Source organism: Cyanobacterium sp. T60_A2020_053 (assembly GCA_015272165.1).
In the GTDB taxonomy this organism is placed as follows: domain Bacteria; phylum Cyanobacteriota; class Cyanobacteriia; order Cyanobacteriales; family Cyanobacteriaceae; genus Cyanobacterium.
The window spans coordinates 40302-56434 of the sequence record JACYMF010000105.1; the positions used below are offsets into that span (position 1 = coordinate 40302).

At 36.6% G+C, this 16133-nt stretch carries 18 protein-coding genes; 11 read left to right on the forward strand and 7 right to left on the reverse strand.

Going from position 1 to position 16133, the window contains the following annotated elements; genetic code table 11:
- Nucleotides 1-29 precede the first annotated feature (29 nt).
- The 4 genes from IGQ45_13825 to IGQ45_13840 all read right to left on the reverse strand — a co-directional run bounded on the left by IGQ45_13825 (nt 30) and on the right by IGQ45_13840 (nt 2454).
- Nucleotides 30-335, reverse strand: coding sequence for a DUF3352 domain-containing protein (locus tag IGQ45_13825; protein ID MBF2058255.1), 306 nt, complete (start codon nt 333-335; stop codon nt 30-32).
- A gap of 21 nt (nt 336-356) precedes the next feature.
- Nucleotides 357-1406, reverse strand: a complete 1050-nt coding sequence (locus IGQ45_13830) for a DUF3352 domain-containing protein (GenBank protein MBF2058256.1) — start codon at nt 1404-1406, stop codon at nt 357-359.
- A 30-nt stretch (nt 1407-1436) separates the two neighbouring features.
- On the reverse strand, nt 1437-1649 hold the full coding sequence (locus tag IGQ45_13835; protein MBF2058257.1) for a hypothetical protein: 213 nt from the start codon (nt 1647-1649) through the stop codon (nt 1437-1439).
- Between the two features lie 100 nt (nt 1650-1749).
- Entirely contained in the window at nt 1750-2454 is a 705-nt protein-coding gene (locus IGQ45_13840; GenBank protein MBF2058258.1) for a DUF475 domain-containing protein, read from the reverse strand.
- A 140-nt stretch (nt 2455-2594) separates the two neighbouring features.
- Between IGQ45_13840 and IGQ45_13845 the strand changes: the two genes are divergently transcribed.
- Nucleotides 2595-3281 carry a YdcF family protein gene (locus IGQ45_13845; GenBank protein MBF2058259.1) on the forward strand — a complete coding sequence of 229 codons (687 nt, stop codon included), beginning with the start codon at nt 2595-2597 and terminating at the stop codon, nt 3279-3281.
- A gap of 123 nt (nt 3282-3404) precedes the next feature.
- Here the strand turns inward: IGQ45_13845 and IGQ45_13850 are convergent, their stop codons facing one another.
- The gene (locus IGQ45_13850; GenBank protein ID MBF2058260.1) at nt 3405-4394 is read right to left on the reverse strand and encodes a methionyl-tRNA formyltransferase; all 990 of its coding nucleotides are present in this window, start codon (nt 4392-4394) and stop codon (nt 3405-3407) included.
- A gap of 142 nt (nt 4395-4536) precedes the next feature.
- On the reverse strand, nt 4537-5379 hold the full coding sequence (locus IGQ45_13855; GenBank protein ID MBF2058261.1) for a prohibitin family protein: 843 nt from the start codon (nt 5377-5379) through the stop codon (nt 4537-4539).
- A 439-nt stretch (nt 5380-5818) separates the two neighbouring features.
- On the opposite strand from IGQ45_13855, the gene IGQ45_13860 reads away from it, so the two are divergent.
- The 4 genes from IGQ45_13860 (at nt 5819) to thyX (ending at nt 7608) form a co-directional block, all read left to right on the forward strand.
- The gene (locus IGQ45_13860; protein MBF2058262.1) at nt 5819-6139 is read left to right on the forward strand and encodes a nucleoside triphosphate pyrophosphohydrolase family protein; all 321 of its coding nucleotides are present in this window, start codon (nt 5819-5821) and stop codon (nt 6137-6139) included.
- A gap of 237 nt (nt 6140-6376) precedes the next feature.
- Nucleotides 6377-6724: a type II toxin-antitoxin system RelE/ParE family toxin gene (locus IGQ45_13865; GenBank protein MBF2058263.1), complete on the forward strand. Its 348-nt coding sequence runs from the start codon at nt 6377-6379 to the stop codon at nt 6722-6724.
- Nucleotides 6725-6734: 10 nt separating this feature from the next.
- Nucleotides 6735-6908, forward strand: a complete 174-nt coding sequence (locus tag IGQ45_13870; GenBank protein MBF2058264.1) for a hypothetical protein — start codon at nt 6735-6737, stop codon at nt 6906-6908.
- Nucleotides 6883-7608 carry an FAD-dependent thymidylate synthase gene (gene thyX / locus IGQ45_13875; GenBank protein ID MBF2058265.1) on the forward strand — a complete coding sequence of 242 codons (726 nt, stop codon included), beginning with the start codon at nt 6883-6885 and terminating at the stop codon, nt 7606-7608. Before IGQ45_13870 ends, thyX begins: the two co-directional genes overlap by 26 nt.
- A 487-nt stretch (nt 7609-8095) precedes the next feature.
- On the opposite strand, the gene IGQ45_13880 is transcribed toward thyX, so the two are convergent.
- A complete protein-coding gene (locus IGQ45_13880; GenBank protein MBF2058266.1) occupies nt 8096-8266 on the reverse strand; it encodes a hypothetical protein in 171 nt (56 codons plus the stop codon).
- A gap of 506 nt (nt 8267-8772) precedes the next feature.
- Between IGQ45_13880 and IGQ45_13885 the strand changes: the two genes are divergently transcribed.
- The 6 genes from IGQ45_13885 to IGQ45_13910 all read left to right on the forward strand — a co-directional run bounded on the left by IGQ45_13885 (nt 8773) and on the right by IGQ45_13910 (nt 15978).
- Nucleotides 8773-9789 carry a pentapeptide repeat-containing protein gene (locus IGQ45_13885; protein MBF2058267.1) on the forward strand — a complete coding sequence of 339 codons (1017 nt, stop codon included), beginning with the start codon at nt 8773-8775 and terminating at the stop codon, nt 9787-9789.
- A 405-nt stretch (nt 9790-10194) separates the two neighbouring features.
- Nucleotides 10195-12291 (forward strand): cation:proton antiporter, encoded by a 2097-nt coding sequence (locus IGQ45_13890; protein ID MBF2058268.1) that lies wholly within the window; start codon nt 10195-10197, stop codon nt 12289-12291.
- 394 nt (nt 12292-12685) lie between these two features.
- Nucleotides 12686-12922 carry a DUF1810 family protein gene (locus IGQ45_13895; protein ID MBF2058269.1) on the forward strand — a complete coding sequence of 79 codons (237 nt, stop codon included), beginning with the start codon at nt 12686-12688 and terminating at the stop codon, nt 12920-12922.
- A 216-nt stretch (nt 12923-13138) separates the two neighbouring features.
- On the forward strand, nt 13139-14305 hold the full coding sequence (locus IGQ45_13900; protein ID MBF2058270.1) for a pyridoxal phosphate-dependent aminotransferase: 1167 nt from the start codon (nt 13139-13141) through the stop codon (nt 14303-14305).
- Between the two features lie 320 nt (nt 14306-14625).
- Nucleotides 14626-15075 carry a type II 3-dehydroquinate dehydratase gene (aroQ, locus tag IGQ45_13905; GenBank protein ID MBF2058271.1) on the forward strand — a complete coding sequence of 150 codons (450 nt, stop codon included), beginning with the start codon at nt 14626-14628 and terminating at the stop codon, nt 15073-15075.
- Nucleotides 15076-15090: 15 nt separating this feature from the next.
- Nucleotides 15091-15978, forward strand: coding sequence for a lipid kinase (locus IGQ45_13910; GenBank protein MBF2058272.1), 888 nt, complete (start codon nt 15091-15093; stop codon nt 15976-15978).
- The last annotated feature ends 155 nt before the right edge of the window (nt 15979-16133 follow it).

Consider the following 16133-nt stretch of genomic DNA (forward strand, 5'->3'; position numbering starts at 1 on the left):
CGGGTTTTGAATTATTCCGCAGACTTTAATTAGTTCATTTTTTTTGATAAAGCGACATTAACATCAACTTGGATAGTGCTAGAATTCGTCGTTATCGAAGTCATTGCTATTGCTATTATTGATTGTAATAGTTTCTCAGTATCGTTATCTAAGTCATCAAAAATGCTGGGGTTAATGTCTATCATCAAATTAACACTTTTTTGTAAGTCAAAATAAACATAACCATAGTTGTTTTTAGGCAAAGTTGCTGTTGTTAATTTAAAAGTAGCACTTTCAGCTAAAGAATTACTGCTACTGGAAGTATTTATTAAGTTAGTATTTTCACTAAAATTCAATAATAAAGATTGATCATTTTCTCAACCGTAAGACATTATTTCCCGATTAAAAGTCTGCAATGTCGTGACATCTATTCCTTCGATATTAGTTTGATTAATTTCCAATAAAGAAATTGATTTTGCAATATTTTCTAAACGCTTAATTGTTTTTTCTGCTAAGTTTTTATCACTGGTTTCTACAATTAGTTTTCCTCTAATTCCCGTATCAGCAAAAGGGTTATTTTCATCAAGGGATAAACTAAAGATAAATTCCCCGTCTAACCAGCTAAAAACATCGTTACTTAAATCTAAGTTTAACACAGTTTTCAGGAATGACTTTATTTGTTCAATTTCAGGAGATAATTCAGGAATTGTCTCTCCATTATTTTCTATTTCTTGCCATAGTTTATCAATGCCAATACCTTCAATCATAAAAATAGTGTCATCGGGAATTTTTTTAACTAAGTTATTACTAGAAGTTTTAATATCTATATAGGGTTGATTGAGATTAATTAACGTGCGAAAATTTAAGCCATGATTTTCAATATTCACATTGATTATAGCTGAATTAATAGGAGTTTCAGGAATATCATTTTCATTCAAACCAACTGAGTTTCTAGCAATATTAACCAATATTTCCCGATAGTCAAGCAAGTGAATTTGCACAAATGGATCGGGTGTTTGTAATTTTTTGATAATGCCTGGACTCAATTTTTTTTGTTTTGCTAGAGAGTTTTTTGTTTTATATGTTGTGATAATTTGCTGAACACCAAATTCACTCTCTCCTACGACTAAATAGTTATCAAAAAATGTTAACCAATAAGAAGTATTGTCAGCAGAAGTTATTTGATATAAAGTAACATCAAGATGTTTTGTTTCTACAACTTGACTAGCGCCCTCCTTTCTTAATTTATCGAAAAAGTTTTTAGCCTTTAATTTATTTTTAATACCGCCAATAAAAACAGGTTTATAATCTAAACCTGTTTCACCACCGGGTAACATGGTAATCATCATTCCCCCTAACCAAGGTTCGATTTCTTGTTGATAGTTAATATCGTTATTCTTCGGGTCAATTTCTGATGGTAATTCCAGCCAATCTTCTCTGTTACTAGCTAATTCAAATTATGATAGTTGTTGCCAATTTGCTGAATCAGTGTTGATAAAAGCGGTGAGAGGGGCGCTGGGAGGAAGGATTTCTAAACCACTGAAAGGAGTTAATTTTTCTCCCAGTAATTTACTTTTTCCATAATAGAAACCCAGCGCCCCTCCTCCTATAATAACCAGAGGAAAAATTATCCATCCCCAACCTTTTTTCTGTTGTTTGTTTTGTGCCACGATTAATTAAGAGTAATTTCATACCTTAATTTTATCCAAAATTAATGGCTATAAATAGACTTTAACAATTAAATAAGTATTAAATTTAAAAGTAATTAATTTAGCTGTTGGTTGTTGAAGTTTCTTCAGTATTTTTAGCAGAAAAACCCCAAGTAAAAATAGCAAGAATGGTAATAATCATCACCCACTCTGGAGGGACAAAATCTGGCATTGCTACCTTTAAAATTAATCTAGCGCCCACCAAACCAACAGTAATGAAACCGGCATCTTCAAGGTGAGTATATTCTTCAATCCAGCGGATAAATAAACCAGCTAAAAATCTTAAAGCAATTACTCCAATTGTACCACCAGCGATAATCAACCAAATTTCATCTGCTACAGCGATGGCAGTGGTGACACTATCGAGAGAAAAAGCTAAGTCGGTGACGGCAATCATGGGAATCGCTTGCCAAAGCCCTTTTAAATTTAAACTAGAGTGATTTTCTTCTCCTTCTTCTGATTTAGAATTGGTATAATAACGAAATGTTAACCAGAGTAAATATAAGCCACCTGCTACGGAAAATTGCCAAAACTTAATTACCCATGTAGCAGTGATAATTAGAGTAATTCGGAGAATGTAGGCGAAGACTAAACCAACATTTAGGGCGTACTTTTGTTCTTTTTCGGTTTGTAAACCTTGGGCGATAGATGCCAAAGCTATGGCATTATCTGCCGACAATACTGCTTCTAAACCCACTAGAATAATTAAAATGAAAACCGTTTCAATGCTGAAATCAATCGAGGGATGTAATACTTCTTGTAACATTAAATTATCTGACCATTAGAAATGTGCTTTTATGGCTGGTACAGAATCGTAAATTTTCCTCATTTTTTCCGCACCATCAGCTATTATCATATCATAAATAATTACTAGAAAAACTTTTTTATTTATAGAAATTATCATCAATGTTTTTTAAGCAAGACCAGTTTTTTATAAAATCAATTTTGAAGTTATGTGTTTGGATAATTCTCTTTATTAGTGGTATTAATAGCTTTAGTTTAATTAATCATTTCCTCAAATCTTGGCAATATTTCCATGATCCCATCGATATTTATTTGGTATTAGGGGGAAGTATTACAAGGGAGATTTATGTTAGTAAAATAAGAAAAAATCATCCTCAAATACCGATTATTATTTCTCAGGGTTCTCAAGAGCCTTGCATTTTATTAATCTTTGATAAAGAAAAGGTAAGCATTGATAATGTTTGGTTGGAGAAGTGCGCTAATTCTACATTTGATAACTTTTTTTTCTCTATTTCTTTACTAAAAAAATGGCAAAAAAAACACGTCTTTGTAATTACTTCCGATACTCATTTTCCCCGTGCTAAATTAATGGCAAAAATTGCCCTACTCAGTCAAGGCTTTGCGGTAACAGTGGAAGGTATCCCCGAATTTGACGGTATTCCTGCCAATCATGAGAATATTGTTAAAACTATTCTCGATGTCATTCGCACGGTAGCTTGGGCATGGCTGGGGCAATTTGTCAATCCTGTTTGTAATAATATAATTCCATTATCTGATGTGGATTTGCAACAGTGGTATGTGGATGGTTTTGCTTGTGAGAGTCGCGCTAATTTACAGTTAAAGGATTAGGGGAATGAATAATGGACAATGGATAATTGATAATTAATGATAGATAATTTATAAACATTTCACCTGAAACCTGACACCCGAAGCCTGACACCTCCTCTCACCAAAATATTTTTTCGGCAAACCCTAGTTCATAATTTCACCTATTTCCAAACGATTACCGTTAGCAAAACTCCATGCGGATTGTGTTTTTTTACCGGCTGGTTGCACTTCTAAAATTAATAATAATCCAGCGCCCGTCGCCACTACCATACCGATATTTTTAATAATTTTCACCACTTCCCCCATTTTCCCCCGCCAAGACTCCATACCTTGAAGATAAGCAGATAATTTTTCTAAATGGGGCGGTAAATTAATATTAACTATCTCAGAAAGGGGTAAAGATTGAGTAATTTTGAGCGGTTGAGTGCGCCATGAGGTAACACCATTAGGATAAAAAGCAGAAATTTGTTGATGAATTGCCAAAGCCGATTTTGACCAATCAATGACATAATCATCTTTAGTGATTAAACGGGCATAAGTAGCTAAACTATCATCTTGAGGAATGGGAGTAATTTCTGGTAACTTTGCCAGAGTTTCTAAAAGTAACCCAGCGCCCACCACCGCCAACCTTGCCCCTAAACTATCAGCATTATCAAATAAAGTGATGGGAGTAGTGGCTTTTAATAACATAGCGCCCGTATCCATACCCTTATCCATTAACATGGTAGTCACTCCCGTTTCCGCCTCACCGTGATAAATACTCCATTGGATGGGCGCCGCGCCTCGATAAGCAGGTAAAATCGAGCCATGAACATTAATACAACCATATTTCGGCATTTGTAGTATTTGAGGTGACAAAATTTGTCCATAAGCCACCACCACAAAAACATCCGCTTCTAATTGTTGTAATATGTCCAGAGTGTTTAAATCTCGTTTGAGGCGCGCTGGTTGCCACACAGACAAATTATGAGCTAGTGCCACCGTTTTCACAGGAGAAGGAATCATTTTATTACCCCTTCCCCGGCGCTTATCAGGTTGAGTCACTACTCCCAAGACTTCATGGTGATTATCATTCAATAACTCTTGAAGCGTCACCACCGCAAAATCAGGAGTGCCAAAAAAAACTATACGCATAATGAATTATGAATTATGAATTATGAATTATGAATGATAATCTTGTCTCAGTTTCCCCTTCTCCCTGTCTCCCCTTCCCCAATTAGGTAAATAAATCAAACGTTTGCCCTTTGCCCTTTGCCCTTTGCCCTTTTCCCTTCCTCTACTTATTGACATCCTCAAGATTAAACAAGAAAGGAAGACTATTACCAGAATCCCCACCATTAATAACTAACACCTTCGGCACTTGAGAGCCTCCCGTGCGCCATGCCTCGATAGCTTCTTTTTGTAGAACTAAAGTACCACCTTGAGCCTTGAGAGTTTCCGCCAAAAGCCTTTGAGCTTCTGCCCTACCTTTGGCTCGGTTAATGTCCGTTTGAGCTTCCTGTTCAGCTTCCCTCGCTACATATACAGCTCTTTGCGCCCTTTGTTCGGCAATTTGCTTATCTTCCACCGCTTTGGCAAACTCAGGAGAGAAGTTTAAATCAACCACACTGGTATCTAGTACAATAATACCGTATTTATCCAGTCGAGAAGTTAAAGCATCATCAAAATCTTGTTTCAACTCACTGCGTTGAGTGATGGCTTCTTCCACCGTGCGCCTTGCAGCCGCAATTTTAAAAGATTCTTGGGTTTGAGGAGCAATAATTTTGGCGACAATATTTTGTAAAGTTCCCTGAGTTCTCCTAATATCAACCACTTGAATGGGATCGAGACGGAAGTTAATGGCAAAACTCGCCGATAAATTCTGTAAATCTTTGGTAGAACTTTGCGCTGGTACTTCAAATTTTTGTACGGTAACATCGTAAATATCCACATTGGAAATCACGGGAGGTTTAAAATGGATTCCCTCCAAAAGTGGTCCATCTTGAGCTTTACCGAGAATACTTAATACTCCTGTTTGTCCGGGATTAATAATCACAAAGGAATTAAGCCCCACAAAAACGATAAAAGCCGTCACGATGGCGGCAATTACGGAGGAAATGTTTGCATTTTGACGTTCCAAAATAGAATACTCCTATTTTTTGTTCTTTTTACTACTTATTCATCTTATCGAAAAATAAAAAGTTTAAAACCTCGTCTTTTGAGACATAAGCAAAGAAACACGGTAATTCAAGCTAAATTTACCTTTGCTTTTTGCCCTTTTTAAACCTTTGCCCTTTTTTGGTATATTAATAACTGATGTTACGCAAAATATAGAATTAATTGTTGGTGTCAGGTGTCAGGTGTCGGGTGTCAGGTATTAGGTTAAAGAATTGACAAGAAACTTATGTTTATTGATCTTTTTGTTGTACAAGAGTCTATTGAGGGAAGGGTTTTAAACCTGAAACCTGCTACCTGCTACCTGAAACCTCCCTTAACGTAACATTTGAATCAGTGCGTAACGTCAGTTAATAATTCTGTGACATTTTGCCTATATAGTCGATTTTTTCGTCAAAAAATTTATGAATATCCAAGAATATCTCCAGTTAACGAGAGAAACAGCCATTTATCCTTCGGCAAGGTTTTTAGAATATTTAACTCTAGGTTTAGCGAGTGAATCGGGGGAAGTTAGTGGCGTGGTGAAAAAATATATCCGTCAAGATACTAGCCTAGATATAGCAAAGGAAAAATTAACGAAGGAATTGGGCGACGTGTTATGGTATTGGGCAAGGTTATGTGATGAGTTGGGCTTAAATCCTGAAGAGGTGATGGAGCAAAACATTGACAAATTATTACAAAGAAAGCAAAATCAAACTTTACAGGGTGATGGTGATAATCGTTAAGCTAGGCGCACATCTAAGTTAACTGGTAAGGATAAGCAAAAAGCAAGAACCAACAGTTAAACCGTTAATATCAAGTTCGGATAATTAGTTACAAAGAGATTCTAGCTTCGCACTTTACCCACCGTGTAATGAATTACACGGAACCAACGGAATTACGTTCAATAAATTGAACTAAGATTATTTTAATTAATTTATAAGTGATCAAACGAACTTGATATTAGTTTTATATTTTAATCTATGAATTGGCAAATATTATTTCACGATGACTTCATGCCAGAATTTGATGAATTTAGTCAAGATGTACAAAATGAACTATTAGCTATTGCTAATCGCCTTCAAGAAAAAGGACCACGACTAGGAAGACCATTAGTAGATACATTGGAAGGCTCAAAACACAGTAATATGAAAGAAATTAGATTCAATGCTGATAATGGTGTTTGGCGAATAGCTTTTGCGTTTGATCCTCAAAGAAATGCTATTCTGTTAGTGGGTGGTGATAAATCAGGTATAAGTCAAAAAATGTTTTATAAAAAATTGATTAAAAAAGCTGATTCTCGCTATAAAAAATATTTGAATGAACTTTAGTGGAAAAATAATGGCTATAACACTAGAAGAAATAATGGCAAAAATGCCGGAAGAACGTCAAAACAAAATCATAGCAAGAGCGCAAGAATTAAAACAAGAAGAAGAAAAAACTATTGTAGTTAGAAAAAAAAGCAACTGGGATAAATTGAGGAATTATAATGAATTATCGAGACCCTTTAAATGATGGCAAGAGTAGAATCGAGTTAATTGATTCTTTAGGCAATGATTTAAGTATTGTTAATGATGCAAGGGCTTCTTTTGACAAGGTTTCTTCGGCGTTAGAGGAAAAAGATATTAAGCTAATCAAGTATTTGATCAAACATGAACATACTAGCCCTTTTCGGGGGGTGGTGTTTAAGTTTAAGGTAAAAGCGCCCCTCTACATTTGCCGTCAGTGGTGGAAACACGTCATCGCTAGTAACCACAATGATGAGCAGTTAGGCTGGAATGAAAAAAGTTTTCGTTATGTATCGATAGACGATAGTAATGAGTTTTATATTCCCCAAAATTTCAGACAGCAATCAAGCAATAATAAACAGGCTACGGAGGGTAGTTTAGCGCCCTCCGAAAATCAATTAGCGATTTCTATTTATGAAAAGCAGTGTCAGGCTAGTTATGAAGCCTATAGTCAATTATTACAGTTAGGAGTAGGTAGGGAACAAGCTAGGGGGGTTTTAGTTCCTTCTGTTTATACTTCTTGGGTTTGGACTGTTTCTCTTCAGGCTTTGTTAAATTTTATTGCTTTGAGGAGGGGCGCCGGGGCGCAGTCAGAAATCGGCGCTTATGCCCAAGCTATTCTTGATTTAATTACCCCCATTGTGCCTGAGACGACGGGCGCTTGGCTTTCTGACAATAATACCTCAGTTGGATGCAAGAATGCCTGATAAGGGCAGGTTTCAGGTTGCAGGTTGCAGGTTTCAGGTGTAATTTTCAGACGATGATATAATTCGAGCAAAAAGTTGAACCGACGAAATGAATTAGGGGTTGCTGAAAAAGTATTTTGGTGAGGGGAGGTATCAGGCTTCAGGTGTCAGGTTTCAGGTAGAATGCTGATAAATTAAAGACTTTAGCCAAATAGTTACTTTTTATAAATTGCTCATTTGTATCAATTATTTTTGATTCGGATGGAAAAAATAGAGTATTTTTAGAGAAAAAAGTCAATTTATGACACTTTTTTTTATGTGTAATAGACTTTAAACCTTTATTTGACAAGGGTTTTGATTTATTCAGCAGACCCGAATTAAGATATATTTTTTGTCAATTCTTTCACCTAATACCTAACACCTGATACCTGACACCTTTACAGCACAAAAAAATCACCCTTCATCATATTTGATTAAACGGGTGATTGTCAAGGAAACTAATGAGTCATTACATTAAACCTAACCAAGAAAGTAATCCTTGTCCGGTAGTATATTCAATGGCGAGAGTGATGATAAAGCCCATCATTGCGGCTCTACCGTTTAATTTTTCGGAATAAAGGTTAAAACCAAATTTAGGGTCTTCCATATTGGGGGTTGTGGTCGGTTTGTTATTTGCCATGATTTTTTCCTTTTGTGGTTATTTATTGCTAAAACTCTTTGTTAAGTTTCATTAATATGATAACATTTCATTGCGTAAAATTTTGTTATGAAATAAGGTTTTTTGAAAAACGGTGATATGGTGAAAGAGATATTTACTAAATCTTAGATTTTCTATATAAACGGATATAAAATGACATAAAAGGACAAATAAATAAAAAGTTTGTGAAAGTATTCGATTTCGGTTTCAGAAAAGTAATATTTGATGTACGATAAAGGGAGATTTTGGTTGCCCCTTTTGGGGAAGTACCTTACAAAAATAGGATAGTAATACTATTAACGCTTCCGTGGGTGAAGCAGTCTGTTAAATCAGATAACATAAGTGTCTTAAAAATATTTTTTAAGGCTTTGAGGGATACCTCCTTTTGAGTATTTTACTCAAATGCTATTGCAGTTTATTACGGTATATGCCGTTTTATTCTGCATAAACGTATCAGAAGAGATATTTTTTACTACTAAATTAAGACGATGTTAGACTGCCCTTTATTAAAGTTAGAAAATCACTGCCCTGAGTGTGTATCGATGGATTTAAAGATGATTCCTCTCGACAGTCAGCAGTTTGAATTACGTCTTAATGTTAGTTTGGCACAACCTGAGATAAGTATTCTAACGGGGAAGATGCGCTTGGGGTTACGGGCGCTGACATTGGGATTAGATTTGCAGGATGTGAGTTTGGTGGCGGTTAAAGATTTGGATTCATCTTTCATCAAAAGGGTTAATAATCCTTTATCTCGTTTGCCTCATTGGGAAATTCGTCATTTACCTAACCAAAAGTTTTTACAGGATGATTTAACTGATGTTGCTTTGGGGGTGGTGAAGATAACTAATGCAGAAGATTTTCGTCTTGGAGTAACATTGACTTGTAAACCAGCGCACGTCTATCTGAGCGATATTGAGGGGTTATGGCGTCACGATATTACCCCGAATAAACATGGCATTTTAGAAAGAAAGTTGGCTAAGTTTATCTATCAAACGAGGTTAAATCCTTTTGTTAGTGAGGTAATTTTTGCTACTACTGACAGGGAAGTTAATCATAATTCTGATACTTTAACCAGCGCCCTCCACCAAAATTTAAAAGATACTTTACAGTTAATTTATCAAGCTAATCAAGATAATTTTGTCGAGTTGGCAAATATTGCGGAGTTGAATTTGTTAACGGATTTTGCCGGTGCTGATTTGACGGGCGCTAATTTGAGTGGGCTAAAGCTAAGTAGTGCTAATTTAAAGTATGCTAATTTGAGAGGCGCTGATTTGACCGATACTGATTTGAGTGAGGCTAATTTGAGTTATTCTCGTCTCAATGGCGCTGATTTGACGGGCGCTTATCTGGAAGGGGCAAATCTTCGTTACTGTAATTTGCAATCGGCTAGTTTGGCTTTGGCTAATGTGATGGGCGCTGACCTTAGTTATGCTAATCTCATTAATACTAATTTGACTAACACCAGTCTCTCTCAAGCTACGGTGGAGGGCGCTGTTTTTAATTAGGTGTTGCTGAATAAATCAAAAATCTTGTCAAATAAACATTTTTAGCATCATAAAAACCCAAAAAAGTGCCAAAAATAGGGGTTTTTAAGAGAAAATACTGTATTTTCTGGTCACTAATCGACAATTTTTAATAAAAGCTCAAAATTTATCACAGTATTCAGTTATGCTAAAGTCTTTAATTTATCAGCATTCTACCTGAAACCTGACACCTGAAGCCTGATACCTCCCCTCACCAAAATACTTTTTCAGCAAACCCTAATTATCCGAACTTTATATTACTTTTGACTCTGCTTCCCCTTCTAAAATTGATATGTTTGATTCGACTTGGAAAATCCTCTGCAATTGAAGTGGTTAATAAATGTTAGATTATTGATCAATTTGACTGTTGTCCATTTAAAGAGGTTCATGGAAAACTTATTATCTTCAATTCCCAGTAGTCCCGTTATTACCTTCACCATCTTATTATTAATCATTCTCACTGTACCGCCTATCTTTGAAAAAATTAAGTTACCCGGTTTAGTTGGTTTGCTGGTGGCTGGGGTAGTATTTGGTACTGATGGTTTAGGCTTATTAGAGGCTAATAATGAGTCAGTAAAACTCTTGGCGGATATTGGCAAAATTTATTTAATGTTTGTGGCTGGTTTAGAAATTGATCTGGAAGATTTTCGTCGTAGTCGTAATCGATCTTTTTTATTTGGGGTTTTTACTTTCATTTTTCCCCTGATTATTGGCACTGCTTTAGGATTAAGTTTTGGTATAGGTTTAAATGCTTCGGTGTTAATTGGCTCTCTCTTAGCTTCTCATACTCTGTTGGGTTATCCTATCGTTAATCGTTTGGGAGTGGTAGGTAATGAAGCAGTAGTGGTTACCATCGGTGCGACTATTGTTACTGATACTGCTGCTTTGTTAGTATTAGCCATTTGTATTTCTATTCACGGTGGTGATTTTTCTTTAGCTAGTTTAGTAATTCAGTTGTTAAGTTTAGCTATTTATGCGGTGGTGGTGTTATATGGATTTGATCGGGTGGGAAAAGAGTATTTTCGTCGTACGGGGGATGAGCAGAGTAACCAGTTTTTATTTGTTCTTTTAGCGGTTTTTCTTGCGTCGGTGGGCGCTCAGGTGATTAATATTGATATTATTGTGGGCGCTTTTCTGGCTGGGTTAGCTGTTAATGATGTGGTGGGAAATGGTCCTGTTAAGGAAAAAATTGAGTTTGTGGGTAGTACGTTATTTATTCCCTGTTTTTTCGTTTCCATGGGTTTATTGTTGAATGTTTCTAGTTTTATCACCACTTTAAGCGAAGATTTCTTATTAACTGTTGCCATTGTGGTCGGTTTATTTGTTGGGAAATTTTTAGCGGCCTTAGCTTCTAAATATGTGTTTCGTTATGATTGGGATCAATGTTTGACCATGTGGTCTTTATCTTTACCACAGGTAGCAGCAACTTTGGCGGCGACTTTAGCTGGTGTTAAGGCTGGATTACTTTCTGATTCGGTTTTTAATGCGGTAATTGTATTAATGTTGGCTACTTCTTTGGCTGGACCAATTTTAACGGGTAAATTTGCTCCCAAACTGCGCCCTTCCCTTATTCCGTTTCCTGAAAAACCTACTACAAAAGCAACTGATCTTCCCCTCAACGATGAGGAGAAGAATTTTATTGGTGAGGATTCTCTGATTAATCATCCTTTTACCGTAGTTGTGCCGATTAATAATCCTAATACGGAAAAGTTTTTGATTGAAATGGGAGCCATGTTAGCCCGTTATGAGTCGGGGATGATTATTCCTCTGTCGGTGGCTAAGGCTCATGTTCACATGGATGAACCGGAGTTGGATGAAGAAATGAACCAAAGTGATAAATTAATGGCAAGGGCGCTGAGATATAGCGAAGAGTTTGCCATTACCTCAAAACCTGTGGTGCGTATTGATGATGACGTGGCGGAGGGTATCAGTCGCACGGCAAGAGAAAATAACGCTAGTCTAATTGTCATGGGTTGGACTCCTATTACTACTATTCAGGCTCGTTTATTTGGTAATTTGATTGATAACGTGTTTTGGTCTTCCCATTGCCCCGTGGCAGTGATGAAGTTATTGGATGAACCCAGTAATATTCGCCGTATTCTTGTGCCGGTTAAAAATATTGATCTAAAAACTATTAAAACGATCCATTTTGCTTCTATTTTTGCTGATAGTAACCATGGCAGTGTAACTCTTTTGCACATTCACAACCGAAAAGCCACTAAAAATGAAATTACTTTATTTCAAACTGCCTTGAGGGGCGCTATTACTCAAATTTCTGAAAAGGTGGAAATTATCATCAAAACTCTTCGTTATGAAGATACAGCAGAGGCGATCATTCATACTGCTAATAAATATGATTTTGATTTAGTTGTATTGCGTTCAGTTAGAAGACGCACGGCTGGAGGTTTATCCGTTAGTGATGTCACAACTCAGACTATCAAAAAACTGCGGCGCTCGGTTATTTTATTTGGTGAACCCCATTAAACAATTGATAATTGATAATTGATAATGGGTAATTGGAGGGCGCTGGGGCGAGAAAAAATATTCGAGGCATCTTATCACTAAATTATTAAAATCTGTTTAACATTATTAAGCGCCCACCCTAGACAGGCAAAAAAATAAGGGGTAAATTCCCCTTTGAAGCCGAAGCATATTTAGATCATGCCATCTTAGGAAGCAGGGGATTTTCAAAGTCAGGATCAAAATTGATTTGTTTTTGACAAGAAGACAATATAAGGATGATCCCCCCCAACCCCCCTTAAAAAGGGGGGAGATTCAGGGAGACAGGAGGATTTTTTACTATTAATTGATTTATTAGTAGTTAAAAACCTCTGAATTTCAGATTATTGGCTAGTTTGAGAAACTAACATTTTTGAGAATGAAAACGCCCTGCTTAGGAAGCAGACTCAAAGAATGTAGTCAAATTTTATTAGACATTGAAGAAACATCCGCAGACAGTATCTTTGGTTTTCCTGACAATAAAAAACTACAGTCATCTATGACTCTTTTTAACCTTATTTCTGACTCGTCTCCTGTTTTTGAGGAGGTTTTGGCTAAGTTTTTTGATGGTCAACAAGACAATAAAACCTTAGAATTATTGGATTTCTTCTATTAGAGCTATTTTCAGGGCTGAATCCGGTAAGGGTTGAATATTATTCAACCCCTACAAGCTAAGGAAAAGTAATTTTTGGAGATGTCTCATCACCGACACCCAAAATACTTTTTTATCAACGCCTAAGTATTGACTTCTTGACTTATTGTTAAAATTAGAGTTTTCTCTGGTAATTACTAATTAAAATAGTGAGAAAATAATATTTGATAGCAAGATATGATTAAATTAGCCCAGAGAATTGCTCAGGTCAATGAATCCATTACTTTAACCATTACGGCGCGCGCCAAAGCCATGAAGGCTGAAGGTCTTGATGTTTGTAGTTTTAGTGCTGGTGAGCCTGATTTTGACACCCCCATTCATATTAAAGAAGCAGCTAAAAAAGCCCTTGATGAAGGTAAAACTAAATACGGTGCTGCCGCAGGGGAATTAAAGTTAAGAGAAGCTATTGCTCGTAAACTGAAGGAATATAATAACCTTAGCTATCAACCTGAAAATATTATTGTCACCAACGGGGGAAAACATTCTCTTTATAATTTAATCATGGCATTGATTGAACCGGGTGACGAGGTAATTATCCCTTCCCCTTATTGGTTAAGTTATCCCGAAATGGTAACACTCGCCGCAGGAAAATCAGTGATTGTGCCTACCAGCGCCCTCAACCAGTACAAAATCACTCCTGAACAATTAAAATCCGCCATCACTCCCCAAACTAAATTATTTGTACTTAATTCTCCTTCTAATCCGACGGGCGCTGTTTACACTCCTGAAGAAATTAAAGCCCTCGCGCAAGTGATTATTGACCATGATATTTTAGTAGTATCCGATGAAATTTACGAAAAAATTCTCTATGACGGCGCCACTCATTTAAGTATCGGTGCGGTTAATGAAGAAATCTTTAAACGTACTATTATTAGTAATGGTTTTGCTAAAGCATACTCCATGACGGGATGGCGTTTAGGTTATGTAGCTGCACCACTTGAAATTACCAAAGCTATGATTAAAATACAAGGACATAGTACCTCTAATGTCTGTACTTTTGCTCAATATGGGGGCATAAGTGCGCTGGAATCTTCCCAAGAATGCGTCAGCGAAATGCTCAAAGCCTTCGGCGTGCGCCGAGAAGTAATGTACAACAAAATTAAAGCTATACCTCAAATCAGCGCCCCTCTCCCTGACGGCGCATTTTATCTTTTTGTGGACATTAGTGCCACAGGTTTAAATTCCCTTGATTTTTGCCAAAAACTACTCCAAGAAGAACAAGTTGCTACCATTCCGGGTATTGCTTTTGGAGAAGATAAATGTATTCGTTTTTCCTACGCCACTGACATGGCAACTATCGAAAAAGGTTTAGATAAATTTGCTCGATTTGTCGATCAACTCACCTAAATAGTGTCAAAAGGGCAAGAAAAGTTAGAATTTAGACAACAATTACTTCTACATTCTTCGTTTTCTATTCTTTTGAATAGTTGCATTTCCGAATATGAACAGTTATGATGGATTGTAAAGATTAAAAACAATCAAAAGGAGTCTTCTTTATTAATGGGTCAAATAGAGAAAATCATCGAAAAAATCAAAGAGTGGACTCAAAAGTTAATTGAGGCATTGGCTGGACCTTCCGCCGAACCTGAACCTGAGTTAATTCCTATTCCAGTTAATGATCGTCGCTATCGTTAATAACTGTGGAAAACATGGTAGAAACCGATCAAATGGATACTAGATCAAAAATTCTAGTATTACATGGACCAAATCTCAACCTATTGGGTACTAGAGAAACAGATATTTACGGTAAATATACCTTAGCTGATCTTAATGAGACTTTAGTCAACGATAGTCTAACCCTAGGGGCAACGATTTTTGCCCATCAGTCTAACCACGAAGGAGAATTGGTCGATCTTATTCATCAAGCAAGGGGTTATGCTCAGGGAATTTTGATTAATGCTGGTGCTTATACCCATACCAGTATTGCCATTCGAGATGCCTTAGCTGGGGTGAATCTCCCTACGGTGGAGGTTCACATTAGTAATATCTATCGGCGAGAAGATTTTCGTCATCATTCTTATATAGCGCCCGTGGCCATTGGTCAAATTAGCGGTTTTGGGCTGGATAGTTACCGTCTTGGCTTACGTGCTTTAGTTAACTATGTCCAAAATCATTAGGGGGTGAAGGGCGCTGTGGGAAAAAAAGCCTTGTTATTGATCAATACTCATTCTCGTAACGGCAAAAAACTATTTCCCATGGCAGTAGAACATTTTTACTCCCATGGTTTTGAGTTAATCGTTAAACCCCTTCAAAGTATTCAAGAATTAAAGACTGTAATCACAGAATACCATTCTCGCATTGATTTAGTCATTGTTGGTGGCGGAGATGGCACTCTTAATGCCGTGGTGGATAGTTTAGTAGAAACTAATTTACCTTTAGGTATTTTACCCTTTGGCACTGCCAATGATCTGGCTCGGACTTTAGGAATACCCACTAATATTAAGGATGCTTGTGATGTTATTATTAATGGTCATCTCAAGTGTATTGATTTAGGATTAGTTAACGGTAAATATTTTTTTAACGTGGCTAGTATTGGTTTGAGTGTGGATATTACCGAAAAACTATCTAAGGGTTTAAAGAGACGTTGGGGAGTTTTAGCTTATGGCATAACTGCTTTACAGGTATTAGCTTCTACTCGTCCTTTTACTGCTACTGTGGTAGTTGACGGGGAATCTTTACCTAGCTTTAAAACCATTCAAATTGCGGTGGGTAACGGGCGCTATTATGGCGGTGGCATGGCTGTTGCAGAAAATGCTGCTATTGATGACCAAAAATTAGATTTATATAGCTTAGAGTTAAAACACTGGTGGCAAATTTTTCCTTTAATTTGGCATTTACCAGAAGGAAGACAGCATCAGTTACAATGGGTGAGGACTTTAGAAGGGCAAGAATTTGAAGTACATACCCGTAAATCTTACAGCATTAACACTGATGGGGAAATTACTACCATCACCCCTGCAAAATTTAAAGTAATTCCCCACAAATTAAAAGTTTTCGCACCGGTGGAAGTTGAATCGTAAAAGTTTAAGCAGGGGATTTTCAAAGTCGAACCAAAAATCTAAATCTTGGAAGAAGAAGCAGATATAAAGATTATTGCACGGTGAAACAGTCACCCTGTCTGCATTTTTGGAGAAGTGAAAACGCCGTAGGGGTTGAATATTATTCAACCCATTAC

What these genes read in the sequence shown, in the direction of transcription:
- aroQ (MBF2058271.1), top strand. Translation starts at nt 14,626, where the DNA reads ATGGATACTAGATCAAAAATTCTAGTATTACATGGACCAAATCTCAAC.
- thyX (MBF2058265.1), top strand. Translation starts at nt 6,883, where the DNA reads ATGAATTATCGAGACCCTTTAAATGATGGCAAGAGTAGAATCGAGTTA.
- IGQ45_13840 (MBF2058258.1), bottom strand. Translation starts at nt 2,454, where the DNA reads ATGTTACAAGAAGTATTACATCCCTCGATTGATTTCAGCATTGAAACG.
- IGQ45_13850 (MBF2058260.1), bottom strand. Translation starts at nt 4,394, where the DNA reads ATGCGTATAGTTTTTTTTGGCACTCCTGATTTTGCGGTGGTGACGCTT.
- IGQ45_13890 (MBF2058268.1), top strand. Translation starts at nt 10,195, where the DNA reads ATGGAAAACTTATTATCTTCAATTCCCAGTAGTCCCGTTATTACCTTC.
- IGQ45_13895 (MBF2058269.1), top strand. Translation starts at nt 12,686, where the DNA reads ATGAAAACGCCCTGCTTAGGAAGCAGACTCAAAGAATGTAGTCAAATT.
- IGQ45_13880 (MBF2058266.1), bottom strand. Translation starts at nt 8,266, where the DNA reads ATGGCAAATAACAAACCGACCACAACCCCCAATATGGAAGACCCTAAA.
- IGQ45_13845 (MBF2058259.1), top strand. Translation starts at nt 2,595, where the DNA reads ATGTTTTTTAAGCAAGACCAGTTTTTTATAAAATCAATTTTGAAGTTA.
- IGQ45_13865 (MBF2058263.1), top strand. Translation starts at nt 6,377, where the DNA reads ATGAATTGGCAAATATTATTTCACGATGACTTCATGCCAGAATTTGAT.
- IGQ45_13885 (MBF2058267.1), top strand. Translation starts at nt 8,773, where the DNA reads ATGTTAGACTGCCCTTTATTAAAGTTAGAAAATCACTGCCCTGAGTGT.
- IGQ45_13870 (MBF2058264.1), top strand. Translation starts at nt 6,735, where the DNA reads ATGGCTATAACACTAGAAGAAATAATGGCAAAAATGCCGGAAGAACGT.
- IGQ45_13860 (MBF2058262.1), top strand. Translation starts at nt 5,819, where the DNA reads ATGAATATCCAAGAATATCTCCAGTTAACGAGAGAAACAGCCATTTAT.